The 24429-nt window shown below is 73.5% G+C and carries 21 protein-coding genes and 1 tRNA gene; 13 read left to right on the forward strand and 9 right to left on the reverse strand.

Annotation, left to right across the window (positions count from 1 at the left end; genetic code table 11):
• Positions 1-516: a hypothetical protein gene (locus Aau02nite_RS03115; RefSeq protein ID WP_212986768.1), complete on the reverse strand. Its 516-nt coding sequence runs from the start codon at positions 514-516 to the stop codon at positions 1-3.
• The gene (locus tag Aau02nite_RS03120; RefSeq protein ID WP_212986769.1) at positions 513-1538 is read right to left on the reverse strand and encodes a Gfo/Idh/MocA family oxidoreductase; all 1026 of its coding nucleotides are present in this window, start codon (positions 1536-1538) and stop codon (positions 513-515) included. Before Aau02nite_RS03120 ends, Aau02nite_RS03115 begins: the two co-directional genes overlap by 4 nt.
• Before the next feature lie 81 nt (positions 1539-1619).
• Between Aau02nite_RS03120 and Aau02nite_RS03125 the strand changes: the two genes are divergently transcribed.
• The gene (locus Aau02nite_RS03125) at positions 1620-2621 is read left to right on the forward strand and encodes a LacI family DNA-binding transcriptional regulator (protein WP_212986770.1); all 1002 of its coding nucleotides are present in this window, start codon (positions 1620-1622) and stop codon (positions 2619-2621) included.
• A 176-nt stretch (positions 2622-2797) separates the two neighbouring features.
• Entirely contained in the window at positions 2798-3505 is a 708-nt protein-coding gene (locus tag Aau02nite_RS03130; RefSeq protein WP_212986771.1) for a lytic polysaccharide monooxygenase auxiliary activity family 9 protein, read from the forward strand.
• Here Aau02nite_RS03130 and Aau02nite_RS03135 read toward each other — a convergent pair whose 3' ends face one another.
• Positions 3506-4177 carry a response regulator gene (locus Aau02nite_RS03135; protein ID WP_212986772.1) on the reverse strand — a complete coding sequence of 224 codons (672 nt, stop codon included), beginning with the start codon at positions 4175-4177 and terminating at the stop codon, positions 3506-3508.
• Positions 4174-5736 (reverse strand): sensor histidine kinase, encoded by a 1563-nt coding sequence (locus Aau02nite_RS03140; protein ID WP_212986773.1) that lies wholly within the window; start codon positions 5734-5736, stop codon positions 4174-4176. The genes Aau02nite_RS03135 and Aau02nite_RS03140 overlap by 4 nt, the downstream gene beginning before the upstream one ends.
• Before the next feature lie 47 nt (positions 5737-5783).
• Here Aau02nite_RS03140 and Aau02nite_RS03145 point away from each other — a divergent pair, with 47 nt between their 5' ends.
• Positions 5784-6746: a Bug family tripartite tricarboxylate transporter substrate binding protein gene (locus tag Aau02nite_RS03145; RefSeq protein ID WP_246594852.1), complete on the forward strand. Its 963-nt coding sequence runs from the start codon at positions 5784-5786 to the stop codon at positions 6744-6746.
• 10 nt (positions 6747-6756) lie between these two features.
• Here the strand turns inward: Aau02nite_RS03145 and Aau02nite_RS03150 are convergent, their stop codons facing one another.
• A complete protein-coding gene (locus Aau02nite_RS03150; RefSeq protein ID WP_212986774.1) occupies positions 6757-7512 on the reverse strand; it encodes a formylglycine-generating enzyme family protein in 756 nt (251 codons plus the stop codon).
• 126 nt (positions 7513-7638) lie between these two features.
• Between Aau02nite_RS03150 and Aau02nite_RS03155 the strand changes: the two genes are divergently transcribed.
• A tRNA-Gly gene (locus Aau02nite_RS03155) sits at positions 7639-7711 on the forward strand.
• A 72-nt stretch (positions 7712-7783) separates the two neighbouring features.
• On the opposite strand, the gene Aau02nite_RS03160 is transcribed toward Aau02nite_RS03155, so the two are convergent.
• On the reverse strand, positions 7784-9448 hold the full coding sequence (locus Aau02nite_RS03160) for a glucuronyl esterase domain-containing protein (RefSeq protein ID WP_212986775.1): 1665 nt from the start codon (positions 9446-9448) through the stop codon (positions 7784-7786).
• Positions 9449-9683: 235 nt separating this feature from the next.
• Here Aau02nite_RS03160 and Aau02nite_RS03165 point away from each other — a divergent pair, with 235 nt between their 5' ends.
• The gene (locus Aau02nite_RS03165) at positions 9684-10043 is read left to right on the forward strand and encodes an MmcQ/YjbR family DNA-binding protein (protein ID WP_212986776.1); all 360 of its coding nucleotides are present in this window, start codon (positions 9684-9686) and stop codon (positions 10041-10043) included.
• A 1-nt stretch (position 10044) separates the two neighbouring features.
• On the opposite strand, the gene Aau02nite_RS03170 is transcribed toward Aau02nite_RS03165, so the two are convergent.
• The gene (locus tag Aau02nite_RS03170; RefSeq protein WP_212986777.1) at positions 10045-10986 is read right to left on the reverse strand and encodes a cellulose binding domain-containing protein; all 942 of its coding nucleotides are present in this window, start codon (positions 10984-10986) and stop codon (positions 10045-10047) included.
• Between the two features lie 129 nt (positions 10987-11115).
• Between Aau02nite_RS03170 and Aau02nite_RS03175 the strand changes: the two genes are divergently transcribed.
• The 3 genes from Aau02nite_RS03175 (at position 11116) to Aau02nite_RS03185 (ending at position 14908) form a co-directional block, all read left to right on the forward strand.
• Positions 11116-12291, forward strand: a complete 1176-nt coding sequence (locus Aau02nite_RS03175) for a monooxygenase (protein ID WP_212986778.1) — start codon at positions 11116-11118, stop codon at positions 12289-12291.
• A 92-nt stretch (positions 12292-12383) separates the two neighbouring features.
• Complete coding sequence (locus tag Aau02nite_RS03180; RefSeq protein ID WP_212986779.1) at positions 12384-13835, forward strand: fibronectin type III domain-containing protein; 1452 nt, start codon at positions 12384-12386, stop codon at positions 13833-13835.
• Between the two features lie 68 nt (positions 13836-13903).
• Positions 13904-14908, forward strand: a complete 1005-nt coding sequence (locus Aau02nite_RS03185; protein WP_212986780.1) for a LacI family DNA-binding transcriptional regulator — start codon at positions 13904-13906, stop codon at positions 14906-14908.
• Between the two features lie 8 nt (positions 14909-14916).
• Here Aau02nite_RS03185 and Aau02nite_RS03190 read toward each other — a convergent pair whose 3' ends face one another.
• Entirely contained in the window at positions 14917-16458 is a 1542-nt protein-coding gene (locus Aau02nite_RS03190) for a UxaA family hydrolase (protein WP_212986781.1), read from the reverse strand.
• Between the two features lie 121 nt (positions 16459-16579).
• Here Aau02nite_RS03190 and Aau02nite_RS03195 point away from each other — a divergent pair, with 121 nt between their 5' ends.
• From Aau02nite_RS03195 to Aau02nite_RS03205, 3 genes are read left to right on the forward strand one after another with little or no spacing between them, the layout of a single operon-like run.
• The gene (locus tag Aau02nite_RS03195; RefSeq protein WP_212986782.1) at positions 16580-18046 is read left to right on the forward strand and encodes a tagaturonate reductase; all 1467 of its coding nucleotides are present in this window, start codon (positions 16580-16582) and stop codon (positions 18044-18046) included.
• Between the two features lie 5 nt (positions 18047-18051).
• On the forward strand, positions 18052-18687 hold the full coding sequence (locus Aau02nite_RS03200; protein ID WP_212986783.1) for a bifunctional 4-hydroxy-2-oxoglutarate aldolase/2-dehydro-3-deoxy-phosphogluconate aldolase: 636 nt from the start codon (positions 18052-18054) through the stop codon (positions 18685-18687).
• Positions 18688-18699: 12 nt separating this feature from the next.
• A complete protein-coding gene (locus Aau02nite_RS03205) occupies positions 18700-19803 on the forward strand; it encodes a sugar kinase (protein WP_212986784.1) in 1104 nt (367 codons plus the stop codon).
• A 296-nt stretch (positions 19804-20099) separates the two neighbouring features.
• Here the strand turns inward: Aau02nite_RS03205 and Aau02nite_RS03210 are convergent, their stop codons facing one another.
• A complete protein-coding gene (locus Aau02nite_RS03210) occupies positions 20100-20603 on the reverse strand; it encodes a hypothetical protein (RefSeq protein WP_212986785.1) in 504 nt (167 codons plus the stop codon).
• 210 nt (positions 20604-20813) lie between these two features.
• On the opposite strand from Aau02nite_RS03210, the gene Aau02nite_RS03215 reads away from it, so the two are divergent.
• Both Aau02nite_RS03215 and Aau02nite_RS03220 read left to right on the forward strand, forming a co-directional pair.
• On the forward strand, positions 20814-22658 hold the full coding sequence (locus Aau02nite_RS03215) for a substrate-binding and GGDEF domain-containing protein (RefSeq protein WP_212986786.1): 1845 nt from the start codon (positions 20814-20816) through the stop codon (positions 22656-22658).
• Positions 22659-22828: 170 nt separating this feature from the next.
• Positions 22829-24421 (forward strand): methyl-accepting chemotaxis protein, encoded by a 1593-nt coding sequence (locus tag Aau02nite_RS03220; protein WP_212986787.1) that lies wholly within the window; start codon positions 22829-22831, stop codon positions 24419-24421.
• Positions 24422-24429 lie beyond the last annotated feature (8 nt).

Consider the following 24429-nt stretch of genomic DNA (forward strand, 5'->3'; position numbering starts at 1 on the left):
CTAGCTGAACGCGCGGCGGAAGCTCGCGAGCGCCGTCTCCTCCTCGCCCGCCGCCCAGCCTTCCAGGCCGACGACGCCCTGGTAGCCGAGCCGGTGCAGGGCCGCGGCGACGGCGGGATAGTGGATCTCGCCGGTGCCCGGCTCGCACCGGCCCGGCACGTCGGCGACCTGGATCTCGCCGACCCACGGCAGGGCCCGCTCGACGAGCCGGACGAGACTCCCCTCGCCGATCTGCACGTTCAGCCGCGGGCAGTCCAGTCGCTCGGCGACCTCCAGGGACTGCCGGGCGGTGGCCAGCAGTTCCTCGGCGCCGGCCGGGTCGGCCAGGGTGCCGCGCAGGTAGCCGGTCATGGACGAGAACGTCGCTCCGGTGCCGGACAGCGCGGCGATGTCCTTGGTGGCCCAGCCCCACATCTCCACCTCGAACCCGAGCGCGGCGATGCGCCGGACCCGCTCGGCGAACGGCAGGTCGAGGAAGACCATCTCGGCGCAGACCGCCAGCCGGTAGCCGCTCACCCGGTCACCTCGTCGAGGCGTACCGGGCGGTTGCCGGCCACCGACGCGGCGGCGGCCAGGGCGATGGCCAGCGCGGCCCGGGCGTCCTGCCCGGTCACCGGGGCCGGCGCGCCGGTCCGGACGGCGTCGGCGAACGCGGCGAGCTCGGCGGTGTAGGCGCCGGCGAACAACTCCTGGTCGCTGCCGACGGTCTCGGCCGTCCGGCCCCCGGCGCCGGAGAAGACCATCGTGGTACGGCGGCCGTCGCCCAGCGTGGCCGTGCCGCCCGGGCCGAACACCTCGCCGCGCACGTCGTAGCCGTAGGCGGCCTCGAAGCAGGCCTCGGCCGTGCCGACCGCGCCGTTGTCGAACCGGACCGTCACCACGGCCGTGTCGAGCAGACCCCGGTCCCGCCACGCCGGCTCGACCAGGGCGTCGGCGACCGCGTAGACCTCGACGGCCTCGGCGCCCGGATTGAGGAACCGCAGCGTGTCGAAGTCGTGGATCAGCGTCTCCAGGAAGATCGTGCCCGGCGGTACGTGCGCCGGATCGAAACCGCCCGGGTCCCGGGTCAGCGACCGCAGCAGCCGCGGCGTCCCGATCGTGCCCGCGTCCAGCAGCGCCCGCGCCGCCTGCCAGTCGGGGGCGAACCGCCGGTTGAACCCGACCTGCAGCGCCACCCCCGCGGCGCGGGCGGCGGCGACGGCCCGGTCGGCATCCGGGAGGCTGAGCGCCATCGGCTTCTCGCAGAACACGTGCTTGCCCGCCTCGGCCGCCGCGACGACCAGGCCGGCGTGGAAGCGGGCGGGCGCGGCGATCACGACCGCGTCGACCTCCGGGTCGGCCCACACCTGCGCCGCGTCGGTGTACGCCCGGTCGGCGTCGAGGGCCCCGGCCAGCGCCTCGGCCGCGCCCGGCGCGGGATCGGCCACCGCCACCAGCCGGGTGCCCCGCAGGCGGCGGCTCACCGTCCCGCCGTGGAACGACCCCATCCGGCCCGACCCGATCAGCGCGACTCCGACTTCCTTACTGGAACGTTCCATGCCCCGAGAGTGAGCCGCTGCCCCGGCCGTCGTCAAGGGGTGAACCTGGAACGTTCCAGACTGTGCGACTAGTCTGGGCCGGTGCGCAGCGCGGAGCGGAGAGCGACCCTGGCCGACGTGGCGGCCCGGGCCGGGGTGTCGAAGTCGCTGGTGTCCCTGGTGATGCGGGACGAACCCGGCGCCGGTGTCGCGACGCGGCGACGGATCCTGGAGGCGGCCGACGAGCTGGGTTATCACCCGGACAGCCGGGCCCGGCTGCTGCGCAGCGGCCGCAGCCGGCTGCTGGGCGTCGTGTTCGGCATCCAGCACGATTTCCACGGCGACCTGGTGACCGACCTCTACACCGCCGCCCGGGAGACCGGCTACGAGGTGGCGTTGAGCGCCGTCACCCCGGGCCGCGACGAGCGGGAGGCGACGGCCGGCCTGCTCCAGGACCGCTGCGAGGCGCTGATCCTGCTCGGGCCGCAGGAGCCCACCGCGAGCCTGGCCCGGCTGGCCACCCGGCTGCCCGTCGTCGTCCTGGCCCGGAGCGTCCGGGACCCGGCGGTGGACGTCGTCCGCACCGCCGACGCCGAGGGGCTGCGCCAGGCCGTCGACCATCTGGTCCGGCTCGGCCACCGCGCGATCGTGCACATCGACGGCGGACGCGCGCCCGGCGCTGCGGAGCGCCGCCGCGGCTATCGCGACGCCATGAGGAGCCACGGCCTCGACGGCTACGCGCGGATCATCCCCGGTGGCCTGACCGAGGAGGAGGGCGCGGCGGCGGCGCGGGTGCTCCTCGACGACGTGCCGACCGCCGTCACGGTCTTCAACGACCGCTGTGCCACCGGCGTCCTGGACGTGCTCGCCCGGCACGGCCGCGCGGTGCCCGGTGACGTCAGCGTGGTGGGCTACGACGACAGCCGGCTCGCCCGGCTGGCCCACGTCGACCTCACCACGGTCGCCCAGGACGCCGTCACGATGACCCGGCTCGCGGTGGGCCGGGCGATCGACCGGATCGAAGGGGCGGCGGTGGCCCGGCGCGAGGTCGTGGTCCCGCCCCGCCTGGTCGTCCGGGGCACCACCGCGCCGCCCTTACATTGACAGACATGGATGGAATCTGGAACTCTCGGTGCGGGACCACCGCGGGAGATCGGGCCGGCCGGAAGAGGGCGAAACTTCCGGCCCACTGTCCACCGATGCCTGCGCGCGTCCGCCGATCGTCCCCCCGGTGAGCCGTGCCCGGGCATCTCGATCCTTCCTCGAGTGCTGGAGGCACCATGTCCTCGACCATCAGTCTGCCCCGACCCGTGGCCCGCACCTTCACCGTGCTGGTGGCAGCCGTCCTGCTGCTCACCACCGCACTGGCCGACGGCGCGTTCGCCCACGGCTCGACCATCGACCCCGCATCCCGCAACTACGGCTGCTGGAAGCGCTGGGGCAGCGACTTCCAGAACCCGGCCATGGCCACCGCCGACCCGATGTGCTGGCAGGCCTGGCAGGCCGACACCACCGCGATGTGGAACTGGAACGGTCTCTACCGGGAGAACGTCCAGGGCAACCACCAGGCCGCCGTCCCGAACGGCACACTGTGCAGCGCCGGCAACACCGGTGGCACCCGCTACTCGGCGCTGGACACGCCGGGCAACTGGACCGCCACCCGGATCCCCAGTTCGTCGGCGTTCACCGTGGTGGCCCAGGACCAGGCCCGGCACGGCGCGAAGTACTTCCGGGTCTACGTGAGCCGGCAGGGCTTCAACCCGTTGACCCAGCGCCTGGCCTGGAGCGACCTCGCCCTGCTCAAGGACACCGGGCCGATCGCGCCCGGCGTCGGCGACACCTCCACCGACCCGTCGCTGGGTGGCGTGTCGGTGAAGATCCCGGTGAGCGCGCCGGGGCTGACCGGCCGGCACATCGTCTACACGGTGTGGGAGGCCGGGCACGCCGACCAGGTCTACTACTGGTGCGCGGACGTGAACTTCGGGTAGCTAGGCGATCCAGCGGTACCGGCGTTGCGGCCGGCCCGCTGAGCCGTAACGGAGCCGGACCTCGGCCTTTCCCGCGGTGACGAAGTGCTCGAGATAGCGGCGGGTGCTCACCCGGGAGAGGCCGATCCGCTCGGCGCACTCCTCGGCGGACAGGTCACCCGGGCAGTCCCGCATCGCGTCCGCGATCAGCCGGGAGGTGTCCGCGGTCAGCCCCTTGGGCATCGGCGCGCTGGCCATCCGCAGCGTCACGAACAGCTGATCCACGTCGGGCTGGCCCACGTCGGCGCTGAGCGCGAGGCGGTCGTGCACGGCGGCGTAGCGCTCCAGCCGGTCGCGCAGCACGTCGAAACCGAACGGCTTGAGCACGTAGTGCACGACGCCCCCGCGCAGCGCCGAGCGTACGGTCGACACGTCCCGCGCCGCGGTCACCGCCAGCACGTCCGGTCCGCCGTCGCCGCTCTCCCGCAGCCGCCGCAGCACGTCCAGCCCGGTGATGTCCGGCAGGTAGATGTCCAGCAGCACCAGATCCGGGCGCACCGCGGCGATCTGGGCCAGCGCGTCCGCCCCGGTGTGCGCGACCCCGACCGTGGTGAAGCCGGGCACCCGGTCCACGAAACCGCGGTGCACCTTCGCCACCATGAAGTCGTCGTCCACCACCAGCACCCGGATCACGCCGCCACCTCCCGGACCGGCGGCAGCCGCGCGGTGAAGGTCGAGCCCTGCACCTCGACGCCGCCGCCGCGGTGCGCGCTGATCAGCCGGATCATCGCCAGGCCGAGCCCGTGGTGGCCGTCGGCCTGGTCCTTGGTGCTCCAGCCCTGCTGGAAGACCCGCTCGGCCAGCGCAGGCTCGACGCCCGGCCCGGAGTCGGTCACGGTCACCACCACCTCGCCGTCCGGCCCGGTCGTCACCCGTACCGTGATGGACCCGCCGGGTCCCACCGCGTCGAGCGCGTTGTCCACCAGGTTGCCGACCACCGTCACCAGGTCGGCCGACAGGTGGTCGTCCACCGGCGCCAGGTCGGTGCCGTCGGCGATCCTCAGCGTCACCCCCTGCTCGGCGGCCAGGCTGGCCTTGGCGATCAGCAGCGCGGCCAGTGCGGGATCCCGGATCGCCTGGGTCACCTCGCGGTTGAGCGTCTCGTGCAGCTCGCTCGTCCGGTTGATGTAGCGGACCACCTCCTCGTGCTCGCCCAGCTCGACCAGGCCGGAGATGGTGTGCAGCCGGTTCACGAACTCGTGCGCCTGCGCCCGCAGGGTGTCGGTCGTGTGCCGGCTGACGTCGAGCTCCCGGCGCAGGGCGGTCAGCTCGGTACGGTCACGCAGGGTCGTCACCGAGCCCGCGGCGCGGCCCCGCATGACCACCGGCTGCCGGTTCAGCACCACCACCCGGTCGTCGCTGAGCACCACCTGGTCGACGCCCTCCGACCGGCCGGTGAGCACGTCCAGCAGCGCCGGCTCGAAACCCTGCTCCAGCAGCGACCGGCCGACCGCGTCCGGGCGCAGCCCGAGCAGCCGGATCGCCTCGTCGTTGACCAGGGTCACCCGGTGCGCGGCGTCGGTGCCGATCACGCCCTCCTTGATGCCGTGCAGCATCGCCTCGCGGTGCTCGACCAGGCCGGTGATCTCGCGCGGTTCCAGGCCCAGGGTCTGGCGCTTCACCCGCCGCGCCAGCAGCAGCGAACCGCCGACGCCGAGCGCCGCGCCCAGCACCAGGTAGGTGAGCAGGTTCGTCAGCGCGCTGGCGAGCAGGTCGGCCAGGGTGGGATAGGCCCGGCCCACGATGATCAGCCCGATGAAGTGACCGTCCCGCTCGTCCAGCACGGGAACGTGGGCGACCAGGGCCTTGCTGCCGTTGTCGAGGACACCGACCCACGACCGGCCGCTGAGCGCCGGACTGCCGGCCATCGGCGCCGGCCGCCCGGCGTCCGGGCCGGTGACGACGGTGCCGGCCGCGTCGGCCACCACCACGTACGAGGCACCGGACACCGCCCGGGCGCTCTCCGCCACCGTCTCCAGCGCGTCGCGGGCCAGGGGATTGCCCAGCCCCAGCCGCACGGTCCGGTTGATGGCCGCGTTCTCGCCGACCGAGCGCAGCCGCTCACCCTCGACCCGGCGGAACGCGGCGTCGGCCTCTGCGATGGAGACGGCGGCGACCGCCCCGACGACGAGCAGCACGATGGCCAGTTGCAGGGCGAGCAACTGGCCGGCCAGGGAGAGCCGGTGTCTCATGGAACAGCATCCTGCGCCGATCGGCCGCGCTGCGCCAGACTGTCGGCATGCGAAGACGCTCCCTGCTCGGCGGCGCGCTGGCGGCCGCCCTGGCGGGGTGCGCCGCGCCGGGTGACCCGGAGCACGACCTGCGGATCATGGTGCCGAACCCGCCGGGCAGCGGCTACGACATCACCGCCCGGGTCCTGGCCACTGCGCTCGGCGACGCCGGCATCGCCCGCGGCGTCGAGGTGTTCAACCTGCCCGGTGCCGGGGGAGTGGTCGGGTTGCGCCGGCTGGCCTACGAGAAGGGCAACGACCTGCTGGTCATGCTCATGGGGCTGGGGCTGATCGGGGCCGAGATCGCCGCGGACGCCGAGGTGACGCTGGCCGGCACCACGCCGATCGCGCGGCTGGTGCAGGAGCCGTCGATCGTGGTGGTGCGCCGGGACTCGCCGTACGGCTCGCTCGACGAGCTGATCGAGGCGTGGCGCGCCGATCCGGCCGGGGTGCCCGCCGGCGGCGGCTCCTCGGTCGGCGGCCCCGATCACCTGGCCACCATGCTGCTGGCCGAGGCCGCCGGTCTGGCGCCGGCCCGGGTCGCGTACCGGCGCAACGACGGCGGCGGCGACCTGCTCGCCGCCGTCCTCGGCCGCGAGGTCGCCTTCGCCATGTCCGGCCTGAGCGAGTACGCCGACCAGATCACCTCGGGTCAGCTGCGGGCCCTGGCGGTGACCAGCGAGCAGACCGTCGACCAGGTGCCGGCACCGACGGTACGGTCCGCCGGCCTCGACGTCGTCTTCAACAACTGGCGCGGCATCGTCGCCCCACCGGGCCTGGCCCCCGCCGCTGCGGCAGAGCTGCGGGCGACCGTGGCGGCACTGGACGCCTCGGCGCCCTGGGCCGCGGCGCGCAGCCGCTTCGGCTGGACGGCGGCCCATCTGAGCGGCGACGCCTTCGGCGCCTTCATGGCCGAGGAGAGCGCCCGGGTGGCCGGGGTGCTGCGCCGGCTCGGCCTGCACCGCCCCTGACCGGTACGCCTCACCGGGCCGGCAGGCCGCCCACCGGCCGGATCGAGGCGAAGCCGTCGTGCTCGTAGCGGCTCGCGCTCAGCAGCGACAGCCACTCGTCGCAGCCCTGCCACGGGTACATGTCGGCGGCGCCACCGCGTACGGCCCGCGGCCCGTCGCCGGTGCGCGGGCGGGCGTCCGCCGGAGCCTGCGCGTAGCCGGGGAGCCACACGTCGGCGCAGAGCTCGGTGGCCGAGCCGAACCCGGCCAGACCGAACCCGTTCTCCGCGGCGGCGGTCCGCTGCTCGTCGCCGAAGTCGTCGAGCAGCTGGTCCGCGCCGGGGCGGGCGTCGCCGTGGAAGGTCAGGGTGGTGGTGCCGGCGCGGGCCGCGTACTCCCATTCGGCCTCACTGGGCAGCCGGAACGGCAGGGCCGCGAGCAGCTCGTCGAGATCGTCCTCGAGGCGGGCCGCGGTGGAGTCGCTCTTGGCGTAGTCGTCCTCGTAGTCGGGCAGCCAGTGGCGTACCTGCTCGACCGTGAGCGGGTGCCGGGCGATCAGGAACGGCTCGACCCGCACCTCGCGGACCGGTTGCCACTGCGCGGTCTCCTCGAGGAACGGGTCGGGGTCGTCCTCGAACTCACCGCGCTCGGCGATGGCGCGTACCGCGTCCAGCTCGTCATCCGACAGGCCCATCCGGAACGTCCCGGCCGGCACCTCGCGGAAGAGAACGCCCGAGCCGGTGTGCCGCCAGGCCGGTCGTCCATTCACGATCTCCGTTGCCCACATGCCGGCGCACGATAGCAACCCGGCTCCGGCGGCCGGGCCGGGCTGCGCCCACCGTCCCCGGATGCCCGGCCGGTGGGGGATTTGCTAGTGTTTCCTCCGTCGCCGGGCACCGTGCCGGAGCGACAAGCGGACGTAGCGCAGCTGGTAGCGCATCACCTTGCCAAGGTGAGGGTCGCGGGTTCGAATCCCGTCGTCCGCTCCGACCTCGAAGCCGCAAGCGGGCCGCCGGGGCACGGCAGCTGGTTCGCCGCCGCACCCCGGAGATCCGCATTCAGCTCGCGCTGCAGGTCGGCGTCATCGCGCCCGCCGAGCCACTGGCCTGGAAGCCGAACTCCGTGGCCTGACCCGCGGCGATCCGGCCGTTGTGGGTCACGTTCGAGAACTGGACGGCTCCGCTGGTCCCGGTCCGGTTCGCGTTCCAGCTGTTGGTCACCGTGGCCCCCGCCGGCACCGTCAGGCCCACGTTCCAGCCGGTGGTGCCCGCGGCTCCCGCCGTCACCTTGACGGTGGCCACGAATCCGCCGGTCCAGGCGTTGACCGACACCGTCGCCGTGCAGCCGGCACCCGGCACCGGGTTGCTGGGCGACGGGGACCCGGACGACGGCGCGCTGGGCGACGGCGCGCTGGGCGACGGGGCGCTCGGGGTCGGTGAGCCGGTGGTCGGCGGCGTGGAGGTCAGGGTCGGGGTCGACCAGTCCCGCCACTCCGCCAGGTTGCCCGCGGCGCGGCTCGAGATCCGCATCGCGCCCGGTGCGCTGCCGGTACCCAGCAGGAACTTCTGGATGTGCTGCTGCAGCGGGGTACGCCACTCCGCCCGGTTCGCGCAGTGGCTGCCGTCCTGCACGTCCGACCAGTACGTGATGTTCGCACCCGCGCCCAGCGCCTTGTAGACCTCCGCGCCGCCCAGGGCCGCCACGCTCGCGGACCTCGGGCCCAGGTTCGCGATGTGCGGGTTGTCCATGATGAACAGGCCCCGCGGCGCGACCATCGCCACCAGCTCGTGGGTGTCCACCGGCAGTCGGGTCGGGCTGCTGGTGAAGGAGCCGAACGCGTCGCCCAGCCACGGCTGCTCGCCGTACGCACTGCTCAGGCTCTGCGCGCCCTCACCCGGGATGCCACGGAAGATCGGTGCGCCGGCACTGCCCGACTCGATCGGCATGGTCAGCGCGATGCGCTGGTCGAAGGCGCCGGTGACGATGGCCCCCTTGCCGAAGCGGGAGCACCCGGTGACACCGGTGGCGTCGGCGCGCAGGATGCCGCCGTTGGACTGCTCGATCACGTCGATGATCCGGCTGACCCCCCAGGCCCAGGCCACGAGCAGGCCGGTGCTGCTGGACGCGCCGTAGATGCTGTAGAACGCGCCCTGCTTGTTGGTGCGCGGGGTGCCTTCGCGGCCGACCACGTACGGGTCGTAGTTGATGACAGCCGCACCGGCGGCCTTGATGGCGGCCGTGTCGGCACCGAACCCGCCCAGCACGACGACGGCCGGGAACGGGCCGGAGCCGCCGGGCAGTTCCACCTTGGCCGAGAAGCTGGAGCTCCTGCCGTTGTGGCTCACGTTCACGGTGATGCCGGTGCTGGAGACGGTGCCGGTGACACTGGCCGGTTTGGCGGGCTTCTCGCCGTACACGAACTTCTCCGCCAGCTTCTTGATCTCCGCCCGGCGGCACTGCCACTCGGCGGTGCTGGTGATCCGCTGGCCGTTCAGTTTGGTGAAGGGGTCGGGGAGTCTGGCGATGGTCGGCAGCGCGCCGGCCTCCGGCAGGGCCGGTACGGCGCAGCCAGCGCCCTCGTCCTCCACCGCGGCGGCCAGGACGGCGGCCTCCGCGGCGGGGGTTGTCGTAACCAGTGTCGCCGCCGCGGCGACTGTCACCGCCGCTGTCAGCAACGCGACGAGGGTCGAGCGGATGTCAGAGCGGCCCGGGCTGGTGGTCACAGGGGCCCTCCTTCCGAGGGGGATGGGGGAGCACCGGAAGCCGAAACTTCCGGTCGCGCAAGCCTGGAGGCGCTCCCATGGTGGACCGCTCCAGTGTTGATTGACGCATCGAGGTGTGTCAATCGAGCAGGAGCGGGAGAAGTCGCGCACGGGCCGCTTGTTCCGGCGGACTTCCGAAACTTCCGGCCCGCCGCCGGGGCACCGCGGTCCGCCCGCCGGCGCGTAGCCTCTGCCCATGGCTGATGCTGAGGATGTCCGGCGCCTGGCGCTGGCCCTGCCGCAGACCGAGGAGATCGACAGCGACGGCTTCGACTTCCGGGTGGCGGGCAAAGGCTTCGTCTGGTCCTATCCCGAGCGCCGGCCGGGCCGGCCACGGGTGATCCGCACCGACATCGCGGTGCTGTACGTCGGCGACGAGGCCGAGAAGCAGGCGCTGCTGCTGGGCGAGCCGGAGCTGTTCTTCACCACGCCCGGCTACGAGGGCCTGCCCCTGGTGATGCTGCGTCTGCCGGAGGTGACGGTGGACCGGCTGAGTGAGCTGGTGACCGACGCGTGGCGGATGCGCGCGCCGGAGGAGGTGGCCGGCGCCGCGTGAGCTAACCGGGGTGGGCCAGCTCCACCACGGCCGAGAAGTTGTCGACCGCGTTCAGGGTGCGGACCCGGAAAGTGTGCGGGCCGGGCGCGGGTGCCGGGATGGTCATCGACGTGCCGCCGACCTGTCCCACCGGGGTGCCGTCGAGCAGGACCTCGTAGCCGGCGACCGGCGCCGTGACGAACGGTGACTGCGCCTCCGGTGCCGTCCAGGACAGGCGGAGCAGCCCGGCGGTGGGAGTGTCGACCCGTGGGGCGGTGGGTGCGGCGGGGATCTCGTCGCCGCGCCAGATCTGCCCGACGGACCGGAACGCCCACGGCGAGACGTTGCCGGCCGCGTCCACGGCGCGCACGGAGAAGATGTAGATCCGCGGCGGCAGCGTTCCGCCGGTCGAGTAGACGTACCGCGGCTCAATGACCGTGGCTCGCGGCTGCCCGCTCTCGTGCACCTCGTACTCGACCGGGCCCCGGTCGTCGGCCGACGGCGCCCAGGTGATGGTCAGGCCGCTGCTGACGTCGAAGGCGAGGGGTCCGGGACGGCCGGGTGCCGTGTGATCGGCCGGGGCCCCGGCGCAGTCGGCACCGTTCAGGGTGCAGTTCACCGGCGTGCCCTGCCCGCTCGCCACCCAGCCGAAGGTCGTCGACGATCCCGGCGCCAGCCGGGCGTTCCAGGTCTCGTTGGTGACCACGTAGTGGTCCCCGGTGCGGGTGAACACCCCGCTGTAGGAGCTGGTGACGCTGGTGCCGGCGAGGTCGAACTCGACCCGCCAGCCCTCGACGGCGGCCGCGGAGTCGTTGCGGATCGTGATGCTGCCGACGTAACCCGCCGGCCAGTGGCCGAGTCGCGCGAAACTGGCGACGGGTGCGGCCGGCGCCGCCTGCGCGGCGGTCGCCGGGGCGAGGACGGCGCCTGTGGTCAGCACGAGCAGCACGGCGAGGGGATTCACATCGACGACGCTATATGTGCCGGAGCCGTCCCCGGAAGAGGGCGATTATCCGGGTCATCCCGGATAGGACTCGGCGCTCTATTGCGGGCATGCTGGACGGACTGCGCATTCGGCCACGGGGAGGAAGCCATGCACGCCAGGCGATCCACGATCGGAATCGGCGCCGCGCTCGCCACACTGCTGCTCGCCGCGGCGTGTGGCTCCGACACCGGAGGCGCGGCCGAGCCCGCCCCGGCGAGCGCCGGCCCGCACGGCTCACACAGTGCTGCGGCTGCGGCGCCACCCGCAGCGCTGCGCGAGGGGGAGCGGTTCGTCGACCTGGCCCTGCCGCGGCCCTACACGCCGGCAGCGCCCAACGGCGGCACGGACGAATACCGGTGCTTCGTCGTCGACCCGAAGCTGACCGAGCCCGCGTTCCTGACCGGCAGCCGCTTCCTGCCGCAGAACGCCGCCATCGTGCACCACGCGATCTTCTACCGGCTCAGCCCGGAGCAGGCGCGCGCCGCCGCGGACGTGGACGCCAAGGCGCCCGGCGAGGGCTGGACCTGCTTCGGCGACGCCGGCGTGCAGGGGGAGACCGCCTGGGTCGCGCACTGGGCCCCCGGCGCCGGCGAGACGCTCATGCCGGCCGGCTTCGGCTTCGAGATGCCGCCGGGCAGCAAGCTCGTCATGCAGGTGCACTACAACCTGCTCGGCGTCACCGGCGACGCCGCCTCCGACCGGTCCGGCATCCAGATGCGGATCGCCGACGGTACGGCGCGCCTGCAGGGCCTGCAGACCGCCCTGGTGACCGCGCCGATCGAGCTGCCCTGCGAGCCGGGCGCCACCGGCCCGCTCTGCGATCGCGACGCCGCCGTCGCGGACGTCGCGAAGCGCTTCGGGGCCGATTCGGCCGGGACCGTCCAGGGCCTCAACCAGATGTGCAACGGCGGCGCCGCGCCGGTCGCCGGCAACACCCAGCACTGCGACCATCCGGTCCGCGAGCCCGGCACGATCTACCTGGCCGCCGGGCACATGCACCTGCTCGGGCGGGCGATCAAGGTCGAGCTCAATCCCGGTACGCCCAAGGCCCGCACCGTCATCGACGTGCCGCGCTACGACTTCGACAACCAGGCCCTGGTCCCGCTGCCCGAGCCCGTCGCCGTCGACCGCGGCGACACCCTGCGCGTCACCTGCACCCACGACGCGACGCTGCGCAAGCAGTTGCCGCAGCTCGAGTCGCTGCCCTCGCGGTACGTGGTGTGGGGTGAGGGCACGAGCGACGAGATGTGCCTCGGAGTCATGGTGATGGCCCCGAAGTCCTGAACGGTGAGCGGTCCTTGACACCGCGCGGGACAGGCCCTTTGCTGAACGCATCGACGGCCACGGATGGTCTGTCCCGCGCCGGAGAGGTTCCCATGCGCCGCTGGCTCGTGCTCCCGCTCATGATCGCCGTCCTGACGCCGGGGGCACCCGCGCGGGCGGACAGCCCAGCGCCCGCCACGCCGCAACGGCTGGCGCTGGGCACCGCGACGACCTCGATGAGCCTGTCCTGGGAGCAGCCGCGCACCGGCCCCCGGGCCCGTTGGTTCCAGGTGTACGAGGGCGGCCAGGTGGTCGCCCGGTCCACCACCACCTCCGCGACGATGGCGGTGGCCTTCAACTCCACCCACACGTACACGGTCACCGCCGTCGACGGTCAGGGCCACGAGTCGGCCCCGACCGCCGCGGTCAGCGGGCACGCGTGGGCGTACGGCATGAACCCGGAGTGCCTGAGCCCCGAGCCGCTGACCATGACGGCCACCGCGATCACCGCCTCAACCGCCTCGCTGTCGTGGCCGCGGCATCCGCTGTGGCAGGACCTGGAGCTGCGGGTCGGCGGGGTCAGCCTGGGCCGGACCACGCGGACCAGCGTCCGGATCGGCGGGCTGGCCCCGGAGACGACCTACAGCGTGGGGCTCTACCGCTACAACGGCTGCCTGCAGCGGACCGTGCCGATGGGCTGGGGCTCGCTGACGACCACCGCCGGCGGCACGGAACGCCCGGCCGCGCCCTCCGCGCTGACCGTCGCCGGCCGGACGGACACGACGATCCGGCTCTCCTGGACGGCACCCGAGGGGCCCGCCCCGGCCCGGTACGCGGTGTACGACGGCGACACGCTCGTGGCCCGGACCAGCGGCACGGCCGTGACGGTCGGCCGGCTCTACCACGCCTCGTGGCACACCTTCACCGTCGCGGCCGTGAACGCCGCCGGTGACGAGTCCGCTCACACCCGGCCGGTGCCGGCGAACACCGAGCCGTGCCAGGCCGACCCACCCCGGCCGACCGGGCTCACCGCCACCGCGGTGTCCCCGTCCTCGGTGCGGCTGCGCTGGGTCTTCCGGTCCGCGGCGACGTCCTACACCGTCTACGACGGCGACCGCCCGGTTGCCGTACCGGCCGGGCCGGAGGCCATGGTGACCGGGCTGGCGTCCGCCTCGCGGCACAACCTGCGGGTGACCGCCACCCTGCCGGACGGCTGCGGCGAGACCCCGCGCAGCACCGCCGTCGCGGTGACCACGCCGGCCGGTCCGACCGGCCGTCCCGCCCGGCCCGGCGACCTGACCCTGACCGGCAACGCACCCCTGGGCGTGGACACCACCGCGCTCACGCTCAGCTGGACCGCGTCCCCCGGCGGTGAGCCCGTCACCGGCTACCGGATCTACGAAGGCGCGACGCTCGCCGGCGCGGCCACCGGCACTCAGCTGTCCCTGACGGTCGGCGCGGGCACCCGGCACACCTACACGGTGGTCGCCGTGGACGCCGCCGGCACCGAGTCGGTGCCGAGCGCACCGCTGGCCGTGCAGGCCATGTACATGCCGCCGCCGTAACCGCGGTCGCGGACCGGCCTCTCGCTATGCTGGCGCCAGCAACGGCCGGCAGCGAGGGAGAGGCACGCGTGCGCACCACCGTGCATGACGTCGCGAGCGCGGCCGGTGTCTCGGTCTCCACGGTCTCGCGGGCCCTCACCGGCGGCCGGGTCAGCCCGGCGACCCGCGAGGCGGTGCTGCAGGCGGCCGAACGCCTCGGCTACCGGCCCAACCGGGCGGCCCAGGGGCTCATCACCGGCCGCACCGGCAACCTCGGCCTGATCGTGCCGGACCTTCGCAACCCGTTCTTCGCCGACGTCGCCAAGGGTGTGACGGCCCGGGCCCGGTCGGTCAACTGCGGCGTGTTCATCAGCGACACCGACGAGGACGTCGCGGCCGAGCTGGAGGCGATCGCGACCCTGGGCCGCAACACCGACGGGGTGCTGCTCTGCTCGCCGCGGGCCGGCGACGCCGAGCTGCTGGAGGTGGCCGACCCGGAGACGACGGTGCTGGTGCACCGCCGGGTGCCCGGGATGCTGTCCGTGGTGGCCGACATCGCCGACGGCACCCGGCAGGCCATCGGCCATCTCCGCGCCCTCGGGCACCGGTGCATCGCCTTCGTCGCCGGGCCGGAGGACTCGTGGGCCGGCCAGCAGCGGCTGTCGGCGCTGGCCGGGATCACCGCCGGCGACGACACCGAGATCCTGCGGGTCGGTTCGGTGGCGCCCACGTTCCAGGGCGGGGTGCTCGCCGGTGACCTGGTGCTCGCCGGTCCGGCCACCGCCGTCCTGGCCTACAACGACCTGGTCGCCATGGGCCTGTTGCACCGCCTCGCCGCCCGCGGGGTCGCGGTGCCGCAGCGGATGAGCGTGGTCGGCTACGACGACATCAGCATGGCCATGATGAGCCACCCGCCGCTGACCACGGTGACGGTCCCCAAGGGCCGGGCCGGGGTGGCCGCCCTGGAGCTGCTGCTGCGCCGGATCGGTGGCGCCGACGGATCGGGCCGGCCGGCCGGTTCCGCGCGCGAGCCGGAGATCACCCTGGCCACCAGCCTGGCCGTGCGGGACTCCTCCGGGGTGGCCCCGGCCTGACGATCGCGTCAGGTCACCGCGCCGAGCTGCCACGGCACGAACTCGTCGCGGCCGAGGTCCAGCTCCTCGCTGACGGTGGGACGGCCGGACGCCACGTCGAGCACGGTCCGCAGGATCTCGTCACCGAGGCCCTCGATGGTCGCGGTGCCGTCGGCGATGCCGCCCGCGTTGAGATCCATGTCGTCGCGCATGCGCTCGAACATGGTGGTGTTGGTCGCGATCTTGATGCACGGCACCGGCTTGGTGCCCAGCACCGAGCCCCGGCCGGTGGTGAAGCAGACGACGTTCGCGCCCCCGGCGACCAGGCCGGTGACCGACACCGGGTCGTAGCCGGGAGTGTCCATGAAGGTGAAGCCGGACGCGGTCACCCGCTCGGCGTACTCGTAGACCGCCGCGAGCTCGGCGGTGCCGCCCTTCGCGACCGCGCCCAGCGACTTCTCCAGGATCGTGGTGAGCCCGCCGGCCTTGTTGCCCGGCGACGGGTTGTTGTCCAGCGTGCCCCCGCCGGCCTGCACGTACCCGTGCCACCAGGCGATCCGGTCCAGCAGCCGCTGCCCGACCTCCCGGCTGACCGCCCGCCGGGTCAGCAGGTGCTCCGCGCCGAAGACCTCGGGGGTCTCGGCCAGGACGGTGGTCGCTCCCTGCGCGACCAGCAGATCGGAGGTACGGCCCAGAGCCGGGTTCGCGGTGATCCCCGAATACCCGTCCGAGCCACCGCAGTTGAGCCCGAGCACCAGCGCCGACGCCGGTACGGTCTGCCGCCGCCGTTGCGCAACCTGCTCCAGCAGGCCCCGCACCGCGGTGACCCCGGCCCGGACCGTGGCCCGGATACCGCCCTGCTCCTGGATGACCAGCTGCTCGACCAGCGTGTCGGCCGGGAACGCACCGCCGGTCACGCTGTCCACGGCGATCATCTCGCAGCCCAGGCCCAGCACCAGGATCGCGCCGATGTTGGGATGGGCGGCGTACCCGCGCAGGGTGCGCTGCAGCAGCCGGCCGCCGTCGCTGACGGGCACCAGGCCGCAGCCGGAGTCGTGGGTCAGCGCGACGACGCCGTCCACCCCCGGGAACGCGTCCATCGCCAGGCCGCGGAACTGGTCGGCGATCATCCGGGCCGTCGACGCGGCGCAGTTCACCGAGGTGAGGATGCCGACGTAGTTGCGGGTGCCGACCGAGCCGTCCGCGCGGACGTAACCGTCGAACGTGAGCCGCTCGGTGGCCGGGGGGATCGCCACGCGGGCCGTGCCGAACTCGTACGTGTGGTCGACGGAGTCCATGGCCAGGTTGTGGGCGTGCACGTGGTCGCCGGGGCGTACCCCGCCGGTGGTGCGGCCGATCGTCTGACCGTACTTGTGCACCCGGGTGCCCGGCGGCAGCTCGCGCAGCGCGACCTTGTGACCCTGCGGCACCTCCGCCGCGACGGTCAGCAGCAGGTCGCCGTGCCGCAGCACCAGGCCGGGCGAGAGGTCACGCAACGCCACCGCGACGTCGTCGTCGGGCCCCAGCAGCAGGGCGTGCTCGGTGAGCGGGGCGGGTTCCGGGTCAGCCATGAGGTGCATCCTCGCCGCGAATGGAAAGTTGCGGGAACGTTTTCACTCTGTATCATCGCACGCAGTCGATGGGTCGTCCACGGGCGGCGACGTCGGTGCCGGTCCCCCGGAGAGGAGCCACGTGACCCAGGCGAGGCCAGATCTGCGCCCCCTGAGCAGCGCCGGCGTGACCCGCGCGGAGCTCCCCGTCCGGATCCTGCAGATCGGGGCCGGCAACTTCATCCGCGCGTTCGTCGACCTGATGGTGCACCGGGCGAACGAGGCCGGCGTGCTCCGGCACGGGATCGCGGTCCTGAAGGTGACGCCCCGGCCCGAGCACGTGACCCCGCGCCTGGCCGAGCAGGACGGCCTGTTCCACGTCGTCCTCGAGGGCGCGGGCACCACCGAGACGACCCTGGTCACCGCGGTCCGCGAGGTCGTCCACGCGTACGCCGACTGGGACCGCTGCCGCGCGCTGGCCCGCGGCGAGGAGCTGCGGTTCGTCGTCTCCAACACCACCGAGGCGGGCATCGTGTTCGTCGACGGCGACGACCTCACCGCGTCGCCGCCGGTCTCGTTCCCGGCGAAGATGACCGCGCTGCTGCACGAGCGCTGGCGGCACTTCGGCGGCGACCCGGCCCGGGGGCTGTCGTTCCTGCCCTGCGAGCTCAACGAGGACAACGGCACCACCCTGCGGGCGATGGTGCTCCGGCACGCCGCTCGCGCGAGCACCGATCCCGGCTTCTTGCACTGGGTCGCCGAGCACTGCCGGTTCTACGACACGATCGTCGACCGGATCGTGCCGGGACTGCCCGAGGACGAGGCCGCGGAGCTGCGGCAGAGCCTGGGGTACGACGACCGGCTCATCGTCCGCGGCGAGTCCTACGGGCACTGGGCGATCGCCGGCGACCCCGCCATCCGCGACGAGTTCCCGCTGGACCGGGCCGGCCAGCCCGTCGAGTTCCTCCCCGACATCCGGCCGTACCGGGAGAAGAAGGTCCGCGTGCTCAACGGCGCGCACACCGCGATGGCCGCGGTGGGCCCGCTGCTGGGCTGCCGGACCGTGCGGGAGGCCGTCGCGCACCCGCTCGCCGGGGCGTACGTCCGGCAGCTGGTCGAGGACGAGGTGCTGCCGACCCTGCCCGGTGACCGCGCCGAGCTGAGCCGTTTCGCCGCCGCGATCCTGGACCGCTTCGGCAATCCCGTGCTCCGGCACGAGCTGGCCGACATTGCGCTCAACGCGATCGCCAAGTGGCGTACCCGCAACCTGCCCGTGGTCCTCGACGCCTGGCGCGCCGGGCGCGAGGCGCCGCTCACCCTCTTCGCGCTGGCGTGCCTGCTGGCCGGCTACGCCGGGGCGCTGGGTGACCTGCCGGTCCGCGACGATGATCAGGCGGTGCCGGCGCGGATCCGGGACAGCTTCCCGGCCGGCGATCCAGAGCCCTGGCTGGCCGAGCTGTTCCCGGCGCTGGGCTGGCGCGGTTCCCTGGACCAGCCGCAGGTGACGCGGCTGGCCGCCGGGACCGCCGTACCGCTGCGCGCGCTGCTCGCCGGTGACCCCGCGCGGGTGCTGACCGGACTGCTGACGTCTGCCCCCGTGTCCGACTAGGAGTGATGACCGTGCACGAGACCTGGCAACAGCTGGCCGACCACGCGCTCGTACCGGTGGTGGTGCTCGACGACCCGGCCGCCGCCCTGCCGCTGGGCCAGGCGCTGGTCGACGGGGGGCTGCCCGTCGCCGAGGTCACGTTGCGGACCCCCGAGGCGCTCGCGGGCATCCGGGAGCTGGCCGGGTACGGCGGCCTGCTGGTCGGCGCGGGCACGGTGCTGACCCCGCAGCAGGTGGACCTGGCCGTCGAGGCCGGCGCCCGGTACGTCGTCTCGCCCGGGCTGTCCAGGGCCGTGGTCGAGCGTTGCCAGGCGATCGGCGTACCGGTGCTGCCCGGCGCGGTGACCGCGACCGAGGTCCAGGCGGCCGTCGAGCTCGGCCTGGAGGCCGTCAAGTTCTTCCCGGCCGCCACCTCGGGCGGTCCGGCGGCTGTGTCCGCACTGGCCGCGCCCTTCGCCGGGATGCGGTTCGTGCCCACCGGCGGCATCGACGCCGGCAACGTCGCCGACTACCTCGCGCTGCCCGCCGTGCTGGCCGTCGGTGGCTCCTGGATGGTGCCACGGGCCGCGATCCGCGCCGGTGACTTCGCCCGGGTGCGCGAGCTGACCAGCCAGGCCGTCGCCGCCACCCGCGGACGTTGAGAGAGGTCCACCATGCCGGTTCTCCCGCTCAGGCCCGCCGGGTCCTGCCGTTTCGACGCCGTCAGCCTCGGCGAGGTGATGCTGCGCCTCGACCCGGGCGAGGGCCGCGTGCGCACGGCCCGTTCGTTCCGCGCCTCGGAGGGCGGCGGTGAGTACAACGTCGCCCGGGGGCTGCGCCGCGTCTTCGGGCTGCGCACCGCGATCGTCACCGCGCTCGCCGACAACGAGGTGGGCCGGCTCGTCGAGGACTGCATGCTGACCGGCGGGGTCGACACCAGCTTCGTGCGGTGGATCCCGTACGACGGGGTCGGCCGGGCCGTGCGCAACGGGCTCAACTTCACCGAGCGGGGCTTCGGCGTACGCGGGGCCGTCGGCGTCTCGGACCGCGGGCACACGGCCGCCTCGCAGCTGCGGGCGCAGGACGTCGACTGGGATCACCTGTTCGGCGAGGTGGGCGTCCGCTGGCTGCACACCGGCGGCATCTTCGCCGCCCTGTCCGACACCGCCGCCGAGACGACCCTGGCCGCGGTGCACGCCGCCCGCCGCCACGGCACCGTGGTCTCCTACGACCTCAACTACCGCCCCAGCCTGTGGAAGGCGGTCGGCGGCACCGCCCGGGCCCGCGAGGTCAACGCCGGCATCGCCCCGCACGTCGACGTGATGATCGGCAACGAGGAGGACTTCACCGCCTGCCTCGGATTCCAGGTCGAAGGCGTCGACGACGACCTGCAGGACCTGCACACAGCGTCGTTCGCCCAGATGATCAGCAAGGTGGCGGCCGAGTACCCCCGCCTGCGGATCATCGCGACGACCCTGCGCGGCGTCCGCACGGCGACCCGCAACGACTGGGGTGCCCTGGCCTGGTCCGGCCCGACCGGCGTGATCGCCTCGACGCACCGCCCCGACCTCGAGATCCTGGACCGGGTCGGCGGCGGCGACTCCTTCGCGGCCGGCCTGATCTACGGCATCCTGGACGGCGCGTCGCTGGAGGAGGCGGTCGAGTACGGTGCCGCGCACGGCGCCCTGGCCATGACGACCCCGGGCGACACGTCGATGGCCGCCAAGGCGGAGGTCCTGGCCCTGGCCGCCGGCGGAGGCGCCCGCGTCCAGCGCTGAGCCGGCTTGCCTCCTTGACGGCTGCGGTCAGCGCTCCACCAGCAGCCCGGCGATCAGGTCCTGTCCTCGGACGTGAAGTAGCGGTTGATCAGGGCGACGTTGACCTCGGCCGCATCGGCGATCTCGCGCACCCCCCTCGGCCCGCCACCGGGCGCCGGAACGCGCTGAACCCCGGGGCGGGCGACGAGCTCCGGCTTCCTCGGATCGTCGGACCGGCGCCAACGACGTGCCGGCCGTGACCCGCTCCGCGAGCTGACCAGTACCGGGCCGGGCGCCTCGACGGCGCCCGGCCGCGGTCAGGAGCACTTCTGGTCGAGCGGCGAGAGCCAGCCCTTGAGTGTGGAGCCGAGCGTCGTGTTGACGTCCTCTGTGCTCTTCACCGCGCTGAAGCTCTTGGCGTCGGCGGCCTTGGCCTTCAGCTTGTCGGCGGTCTGCTTGCCGGCGGTGCGCAGCTCCGGATCGGTGCTCTCCGCGGTCGCGCTGCCGATGGCTGTCGCGAAGGCGGTCAGCGCCTGCTTGACCTCCTGCTCGTTCTTCTTGTCGTCGCCGGCGCTCTTGCGCGCGTCGGCCAGCTCGGTCAGGGCCTGGGCGAACGGCGCCATGTGCCGGCTGTAGACCTGGCCGAGCGCCTCGCACGCGGACCGGGTCGAGGCCTCCGCGCTGCGCTGGGCCGGGGGCGGCGCCGAGGCCGTGCCGATCCCCACCCCGGCCTCGCCGGGTGCGGGATTGGTCGCGGTGCCGCAGGCGGCCGCCGAGAGCAGTACGCCGGTGAGAAAGAACGCCTGCACGGCCTGGCGCATCGGAACCTCCTGCTGATCGGGGATGAGGAACGTGGGAGCGCTCCCATAGCGCTCTGCACCATACGTCGCGGCGCTGTCCTCGTCTAGAGACGCCTTTCGATTCCCGTGGGGACAGTATGCCGGGTGAGAATCGTCGGATGTCCCCTCCTGCGGGGCCCGATCGGGAGACGATGGCGGCATGCAGACAGCACAGGGCGTGCCGTTGCCGTGGTGAGCCGTACCTTCGGGATCCTGTCGCCCTTCGTCGGGGGCGACTACTACGGGGCGATCATCGCCGGCGTCAACGGCGCGGCGGTGGCTGCCGGTGACCGGGTCATGGCGGTCCAGACGCTGGACCCGGGATCGTACAGCGCGGACCGCAGCGGCCTGCCGGACTTCCGCCGGCCGGTGGCCTGGCAGCACCTGGCGGGCCTGATCGTGCTGCCCGGCGCGGTGGACGCCGCCTACGCCCGGTCCGCCCGGCTGGCCGGCCGGCCGGTGGTCCTGGTCGGGCACGAGGTGCCGGACAGCGACTGCTCGTCCGTGCTGGCCGACAGCCGCAGCGGGGTCCGCGAGGCCGTCGCGGACCTGGCCGGGCACGGCCACGAACGGATCGCCTTCGCCGGCAACCTCGCCCATTTCGACGTGCGGGAACGGCACGAGGGCTACCGCGAGGAACTGCTGGCCCGGCAGCTCACGCCCCGCCCCGACCTGCTGTTCGACCTGAACGACAATCACGAGACCGGCGGCGAGTCCGTCGCCGACGCCCTGATCCGGGCCGGCATGCCGGCGACGGCCGTGGTGACCGGCACCGACCGCAACGCCATCGGCCTCATCCGCCGGCTGGCCCAGGCCGGCTACGAGGTGCCCGGCGACCTGGCGGTGGTGGGCTTCGACGACATCGCCGACGGGACCTACCTGCGGCCGAGCCTGTCCACAGTGCGTCAGCCGCTGGACGCCCTCGGCGCGGCGGTGCACGCCCTGGCCCGCGAGCTGGCGGCGGATCCGGGGCGGCCGGCGGCCGTACGGCTGGTGCCCACCACCTTCGTGCAGCGTGACTCCTGCGGCTGCCCGAGCCGCGGGTTGCCGGTGTCGGAGGCGCGGACCAGGGAGCTCTTCTCGGACGTCCGCTATCTGCAGGCCACGCTGAACGTGCAGTACGAGCTCGGCATCGAGCTGCTGGGCGCGCACGAGAACGACCCGCGGGGCCTGGCCTGGATGGAGAGCACCCCGGCGGTCGGCGGGTGCCTCGGCCTGTGGCGCGGCGACGGTGAGCCGCGCGGCGCCGACCCGCTGCTCGACGTGGTGGGGGAGTTCCGGGCCGGCGACGGTCCGCGGTCGGTGCCGGTGAGCGCGTTCCCGCCGCCCGGGCTTTTCACGCTGGCGGACGGGCCGGCCGGCGACATCGTGTTCGTCGTGCCGGTGCGCAGCGCGTCACGTGACTGGGGTGCGCTGGCGGCGGTCGGCCGGATCCAGGCCAGCACGCCGCCGGGCCGCGAGATGATGAACCAGGCCGGTGCCCTGCTGGCCGCGGCCCTGGACCGGGACGCGATGGTGGCGTCCCTGCGCGATCAGGAGGAGCGGCTGCGCAACGCCGCCCTGCACGACCACCTCACCGGCCTGCCGAACAGGGTGCTGCTGGCCGACCGCCTGCAGCAGGCCGGCCTGCGTGCCGCCCGGCAGCCCGGCCACCGCTTCGCCGTCCTGCTGCTCGACCTGGACGGGTTCAAGGCCGTCAACGACTCCCTGGGTCACGCGGCGGGCGACATCCTGCTGGTGGAGGTGGCCCGCCGGCTGACCGGGCTGGTGCGCCAGTCCGACACGGTCGCCCGCCTCGGCGGTGACGAGTTCGTCGTGCTGCTCGACGGCTTCGCCACCCGCGACGGTCACGAGCGGGTCCGCGACGCCATCACGGCCGCGATCACGGAGCCGTTCGTCATCGACGGGTGCCCGGTCGAGGTCGGGCTGAGCATCGGTGTCGCGCTGTCCACCGACGGCTCGGCCGACCCCGACCACCTGCTCCGGGAGGCCGACGCGGCGATGTACCGCGAGAAGTCGACCGCCCGGCGCCGCTGACCGCCGGGGGAGCGGCTCAGCCGGTGGCGCACCGGGCAGGACGTTCGGTCCGCTGTGGACGCCGACGAACCGACCGTGGCCCCGGCGGCGGAATCCTCACTTTCGCCGCAGGCCGGTCGATCAGTCAGGGCGAGCCCATCGGAGGGCTTCCAGGGCGAACAGGTGTGAAGATGTCGAACCTCAAGGTCGGGCTCCGGCTCGGCGCCGGCTTTCTCGTGGTGATCGTCGGCATGGTGGTGCTGACGGTCATCGGCGTCAACGAGGTCAACCAGATCAGCGACCGGCTGACCGTCGTCAACGACCTCAACGGCGTGAAGCAGCGGTATGCCATCAACTTCCGGGGCAGCGTGCACGACCGGGCGATCGCCGTCCGGGACGTGGTGCTGGCCCGTACCGAGGCCGAGCTGCAGACCGAGATCGACACCATCGCCGAGCTGACCACCAGGTACGACGAGTCCGCGGTCAGGATGAAGGCCATGTTCGCCGGCGGGACCGGCGTCAGCGCCGAGGAGAAGCAGGCGCTCGCCGAGATCAACCGTATTCAGGCGAAGACGCTGCCGCTGATCAGCCAGGTCGTCGACCTGCGCAAGGCCGGCAGCAACGAGCAGGCGCTGGTCGTGCTCACCACGCAGGCCAAGCCCGCCTTCATCGAGTGGCTCGCCGCCATCAACGTCTTCATCGACCTCGAGGAGGCGATGAACAAGGCCGAGACGGCCCAGGCCCGCGAGACCGCCGACGGGTTCATGACCATCATGGCGATCGGCCTGTTGCTGGCCGCCCTGATCGCGGCCCTGGTCGCCTGGCGGATCACCCGGGGCATCACCGGGCCGCTGGCCGAGGCGGCGGACGTGCTCGTCGCGGTGGCCGACGGCGACCTGACCCGCCGGGTGGACGTGCGCTCCACCGACGAGGTCGGCCAGATGGGCCGCTCGGTCAACACGGCGCTGAACGCGATCGGCACCGTCATCACCGAGTTCGGCCGCAGTGCCCAGGGCCTGGCGCAGACCAGTCACCGCATCGGCGCGCTGTCCGGCCAGATCGCCAAGGGTGCGGAGGAGTCCTCGCTGCAGGCGAACGTCGTGGCCGACGCGGCGCAGGAGGTCTCCCGCAACGTGCAGACCGTCGCGGCCGGCTCGGCGGAGATGGGCGCCTCGATCCGCGAGATCTCGCACAACGCCAACGAGGCCGCCACCGTCGCGGCCCGGGCCGTGGACACCGTGCGGGTCACCACCGAGACCGTGTCCCGCCTCGGCGACTCCAGTCGCATGATCGGCGACGTGGTCAAGGCGATCACCACCATCGCCCAGCAGACCAACCTGCTGGCCCTCAACGCGACCATCGAGGCCGCCCGGGCCGGCGAGGCCGGCAAGGGCTTCGCGGTGGTGGCCGGCGAGGTCAAGGAGCTGTCCCAGGAGACCGCCCGGGCCACCGAGGACATCTCCCGCCGGGTCGAGGCCATCCAGGCCGACACCACCAGCGCGGTCGCCGCGATCGCCGAGGTCACCGCCGTGATCACCCAGATCAGCGACTACCAGACCACGATCGCCTCGGCGGTCGAGGAGCAGACCGCGACGACCAACGAGATGAACCGCAGTGTCAACGACGCCGCGTCCGCCTCCGGCCAGATCGCCGCCAACATCAACAACGTGGCCGACGTCGCCCGCAACACCACCGCCTCGGTCGACGAGTCCCGTCGCGCCGCCGACGAGCTCGACGAGGTGAGCCGTAAGCTGCAGGCCCTGGTGGGTGGCTTCCGGATCTAGCGGCACCT

Source organism: Actinoplanes auranticolor (assembly GCF_018332655.1).
GTDB classification, from domain to species: Bacteria; Actinomycetota; Actinomycetes; order Mycobacteriales; family Micromonosporaceae; genus Actinoplanes; species Actinoplanes auranticolor.